This window comes from Synechococcus sp. R55.7, assembly GCF_047461955.1.
Taxonomy (GTDB): Bacteria; Cyanobacteriota; Cyanobacteriia; order Thermostichales; family Thermostichaceae; genus Thermostichus.
The window spans coordinates 1-4636 of sequence record NZ_JANSIC010000139.1 but is presented as its reverse complement, the minus strand read 5'-3'; the positions used below and the strand labels follow the sequence as shown (position 1 = coordinate 4636).

The window sequence follows — 4636 nt, the reverse complement described above, 5'->3', positions numbered from 1 at the left end:
AAATCCGTCACTGCTCCCAAGCTGCTGCTGGAGACCAGCTTGGCGTACTTGGCTAGGGTGCCCCGTTTGTAGCGAGGCTCAGGAGGAGACCAGCGGGCGCGGCGGCGGGCCAGCTCTTCTTCGCTCACATGCAAGTGCAACTGGCGAGCCGGGGCATCAATGGTGATGAGATCCCCTTCCTCCACCAGGGCAATCGTGCCCCCCACATAGGCTTCGGGAGCCACATGGCCCACTACCATGCCGTAGGTGCCGCCGGAGAAGCGGCCATCGGTGATCAGGCCAACGCTATCCCCCAAGCCGGCGCCGATGATGGCCGAAGTGGGCGAGAGCATCTCCCGCATGCCGGGGCCACCTTTGGGGCCTTCGTAGCGGATCACCACCACATCCCCTGCTCGGATCTGGCCGGAGAGGATGGCCTGCAGGCAGGACTCCTCTGAATCGAAGACCCGCGCCGGCCCGGTAATTTTCGGGTTCTTGACGCCGGTAATCTTGGCTACTGCTCCTTCGGGAGCCAGATTCCCCTTGAGGATGGCCAGATGCCCTTGGGGATACAGGGGGCTGTGCCAAGGGCGGATCACCTCCTGATCCGGGCTAGGCTCGTCCGGCACATCCCGCAGGACTTCGACGATGGTCTGGCCGGAGATGGTGAGGCAGTCCCCGTGCAGCAGGCCGTGGTTGAGCAGCATTTTCATCACCTGGGGGATCCCGCCGGCCCGGTGCAGGTCGGTGGCCACAAACCGCCCTGAAGGCTTGAGATCGCAGAGGACAGGCACGCGAGCACGAATGGTCTCGAAATCATCTAGCGTCAGGGGCACTTCTGCCGCATGGGCAATGGCCAGAAAGTGGAGCACGGCGTTGGTGGATCCCCCTACGGCCATGATCACCGAGATGGCATTTTCAATGCTTTTGCGGGTGATGATATCTCGCGGGCGGATGTTGGCTTTGATGGCCTCTGCCAAGACCTTGGCCGATTGGGCGGCACTTTCGGCTTTCTCTTCGTCTTCTGCAGCCATGGTGGAGGAGTAGGGCAGACTCATCCCCATAGCCTCAAACGCGCTGGACATGGTGTTGGCCGTGTACATGCCGCCGCAGGATCCGGCACCGGGACAGGCATGGCGCTCCACCGCCAGCAGCTCTTCCTCGGAGATGCGCCCGGCGCTGAACTCTCCTACGGCTTCAAAAGCGCTGACGATGGTGAGGTCGCGGCCATTGTAGTGACCCGGCTTGATGGTGCCGCCGTAGACGAAGATGGAGGGCACATTGAGGCGGGCCATGGCGATCATCGCCCCCGGCATGTTCTTGTCGCAGCCGCCAATGGCCAAGAGGCCATCCATGCTCTGGCCGTTGACCACCGTCTCGATGGAATCGGCAATCACTTCCCGCGACACCAGGGAGTATTTCATCCCCTCCGTGCCCATCGAGATGCCGTCGCTAATGGTGATGGTGCCGAACACCTGGGGCATACAGCCCGCTGCCTTCAGAGCCGCCTCCGCCCGCTCCGCCAGAGTTTGGATCCCCATGTTGCAGGGGGTGATGGTGCTGTGGGCGTTGGCAATGCCGACAATGGGCTTGCCGAAGTCTTCGTCGCGAAAGCCTACGGCCCTGAGCATGGCGCGGTTGGGGGAGCGCTGTACTCCCTGGGTAACCACTTGGCTGCGCAGCGGGAAAGGGGAATTGGCTATCATTGCAAGAGGAAACCGGGACGAAGTAGGGAGAGGAGAAAAGGGGTAGAACTCATCCTACCGCGTTTCTTCGGGGGAACATGAGCTTTCCCGGAAAGAGGGATCCAAACCAAATCTGAAGCAACTCTGTAAGTTGTCTGCACCTGCGCCAGGAATCGGCCAGCCTACCTAATAGAAGGGATCCCAGGTTCCAATCGCGTTTGCGAGACCGAGTCAAGACATGGGGGCCAGGGATCCTGGGTGTTGGTGTTTCCCCTTCGTGTTGGCGAAGCCTCGTATGGTTCTCAGCTCTCCTCTCCCCTCGCCTGCAGTGCCCAGCAGTGCCGACCGCGTTAGCGGGACGGAGTCCTCACGGGAGATGTTGCGGGATGTGCTCACCCTCTCCCGTCATGTTTTACAGCAGTTTGGCAGTTTTACGGCAGAGGCCCAAGACTTCAGCGCCCTGATGAACCGCATTGCCCTGGCCGGCAAGATGATCGCCCGGCGGCTGAGTCAGGCAGGACTGATCGAAGGGGCGCTGGGGGTTACCGGCAGCCTCAATGTCCAAGGGGAAGAACAGCAACAGATGGATGACTATGCCAACCGGGCCTTCATTCGCGCTTTGGAGCAAACGGGCCTGGTGTGTCGGCTGGTCTCGGAAGAGATGAAAACCCCGGCTCGCCTGCCGGAAAACTGCTCCCTCAGCCGCCTGGCCCTGATGATCGATCCCCTGGATGGATCCTCCAACATTGACGCCAACCTCAGCGTCGGCTCCATCTTCTCCGTCCTTCACCCTCTTGAGGATCGCCCGGAAGCGGACAACCAAGACCTGCTGCAACCGGGCCGTCGCCAACTGGCTGCGGGATATATTCTCTACGGCCCCAGCACCCAATTGGTCTATTCCGTCGGCAAGGGGGTACACGGTTTTACGTTGGATCCCAGCTTGGGGGAATTTATCCTCTCCCGCAGCGACATCCGCATTCCTGAACGCGGTTCCGTCTACAGCCTCAACGAGGGCTATTTTTGCCAGTGGAGCGAAGGGATCCAGAACTATGTCCGGTATGTTCACCGCCGCGATGGCTACATCTCCCGTTACAGCGGCGCTCTGGTGGCGGATTTTCACCGCATTCTCCTGCAGGGCGGAGTTTACCTCTATCCCGGCACCCAGAAAAAACCGGAGGGCAAGCTGCGCCTGATGTACGAGGCCAACCCCCTGGCTTTTCTGGCCGAGCAGGCGGGCGGGGCGGCCACCACTGGCACCGAGGCCATCCTAGACATCGTCCCCCAATCTCTCCACCAACGGGTGCCCCTTATCATCGGCAGCCGCGAGAACGTGGAAGAAGTGCTGCGCTGCCTAGAGGGTTCTCTGGTGCCCTAGGTTCTTCCCAATCCTTCTCTTTGAGCCAAGCTGGCCTATGGTAACCCTGGCAGAAAACCCCCTTCGCGTTGGTCTCAACCAAGAACGCACCCCGGATCCCTGTATTTTGGTGCAGTTTGGCGCTTCTGGGGATCTGGCCGCCCGCAAGCTGCTCCCGGCCTACTACCGGCTGTTTGGGCAGCGGCGGCTGCCGCCGGAGTTTACTTTGGTGGGGGTGGCCCGCCGCGATTGGACTCACGAGGTTTATCGGGAAAAGATGCGGGCTGCCGTGCAGGAGTTTGCCCCCCAGGACTTGGGGCCGGAGGCCCTCTGGCAGGACTTCGCCAGCCGCCTGTTCTATTGCCGCCTCGATATCGGAGATGCTGAGAGCTATCTGCGCCTAAAGCAGCTGCTCAGCCAGCTGGACGAAGAGCGGGGCACCCGCGGCAACCGAGTGTTCTATCTGGCGGTGGCGCCGGACTTCTATGCCCAGGCCATCCAACAGCTGGGGGCAGCTGGCATGGTGGCCGATCCGACCAAAACGCGGGTGGTGATCGAAAAGCCCTTTGGCCACGACCTCACCTCGGCCCAGGAACTCAACCGCCTTGTGCAGCGAATTTGCCAGGAAGAGCAGATCTACCGCATTGATCACTACTTGGGCAAAGAGACGGTGCAAAACCTGCTGGTCTTCCGCTTTGCCAACGCCATTTTCGAGCCTCTCTGGAACCGCAACTACATCGACCATGTGCAGATCACCGTGGCGGAGACGGTGGGGGTGGAGGATCGGGCCGGCTACTACGACACTGCCGGCGCCCTGCGAGACATGGTGCAAAACCACCTAATGCAGATCTATTGCCTGACGGCCATGGAGCCACCTGTCTCACTGCGCAGCGATGGGGTGCGCAACGAAAAGACCAAGGTGCTGCAGGCCACCCGCCTAGCGGATCCCCGCAATGTGGCAGCCGCAGCGGTGCGGGCGCAGTACGGCCCTGGCTGGATTGCCGGCAAGCCGGTGCTGGGCTATCGGCAGGAGCCCAATGTCAATCCCCAGTCCAAAACCCCCACCTACGTCGCTCTGAAACTGGAGTGTGATACTTGGCGGTGGAAGGGGGTGCCCTTCTACTTGCGCACTGGGAAACGCCTGCCCAAGAAGGTTTCGGAGGTGGCCATTCACTTTAAGCAGGTGCCCCTTTCCCTGTTCCAATCGGCAGCTCGGGAGGTGAGTCCCAACATCCTGGTACTGCGCATCCAACCCAATGAGGGCATCTCGTTGCGCTTTGAGGCCAAGATGCCGGGGCCAGAGATCCGCACCCGCTCGGTGGATATGGATTTCCGCTATGGGACTGCCTTTGGAGCGAGTACACCGGATGCTTATGATCGCCTGCTCCTGGATTGTCTGTTGGGAGATCCAACGCTGTTTACCCGTGCCGATGAGGTTGAAGCGGCCTGGCGGGTGGTGACGCCGGTGTTATCGGCCTGGGAGTCTGAGCCCGGCAGCGGCAATGGCGGCGGTGCTGCACCGCCTCTGTTCACCTATGAGGCCGGCACTTGGGGGCCAAAGGCTGCCGAAGATCTGCTCACCCAATCGGGGCGGCGGTGGCGGCGCCTCTGATTTGGC

The 4636-nt window shown here is 61.3% G+C and carries 3 protein-coding genes; 2 read left to right on the top strand and 1 reads right to left on the bottom strand.

Translation table 11 applies throughout. The features are described from left to right. Positions 1-1682 (bottom strand): dihydroxy-acid dehydratase (gene ilvD / locus NW820_RS08455; RefSeq protein WP_414407235.1); only part of this gene is annotated, 1682 nt, incomplete at its 3' end. A gap of 358 nt (positions 1683-2040) precedes the next feature. Between ilvD and fbp the strand changes: the two genes are divergently transcribed. Beyond that, positions 2041-3039: a class 1 fructose-bisphosphatase gene (gene fbp, locus NW820_RS08450; RefSeq protein ID WP_011433573.1), complete on the top strand. Its 999-nt coding sequence runs from the start codon at positions 2041-2043 to the stop codon at positions 3037-3039. Positions 3040-3076: 37 nt separating this feature from the next. Next, positions 3077-4630 (top strand): glucose-6-phosphate dehydrogenase, encoded by a 1554-nt coding sequence (zwf, locus tag NW820_RS08445; RefSeq protein WP_414407234.1) that lies wholly within the window; start codon positions 3077-3079, stop codon positions 4628-4630. The last annotated feature ends 6 nt before the right edge of the window (positions 4631-4636 follow it).

Bases quoted from the DNA above. Each gene is read 5' to 3' on its own strand.
- fbp (WP_011433573.1), top strand. From the start codon at position 2,041: ATGTTGCGGGATGTGCTCACCCTCTCCCGTCATGTTTTACAGCAGTTT.
- zwf (WP_414407234.1), top strand. From the start codon at position 3,077: ATGGTAACCCTGGCAGAAAACCCCCTTCGCGTTGGTCTCAACCAAGAA.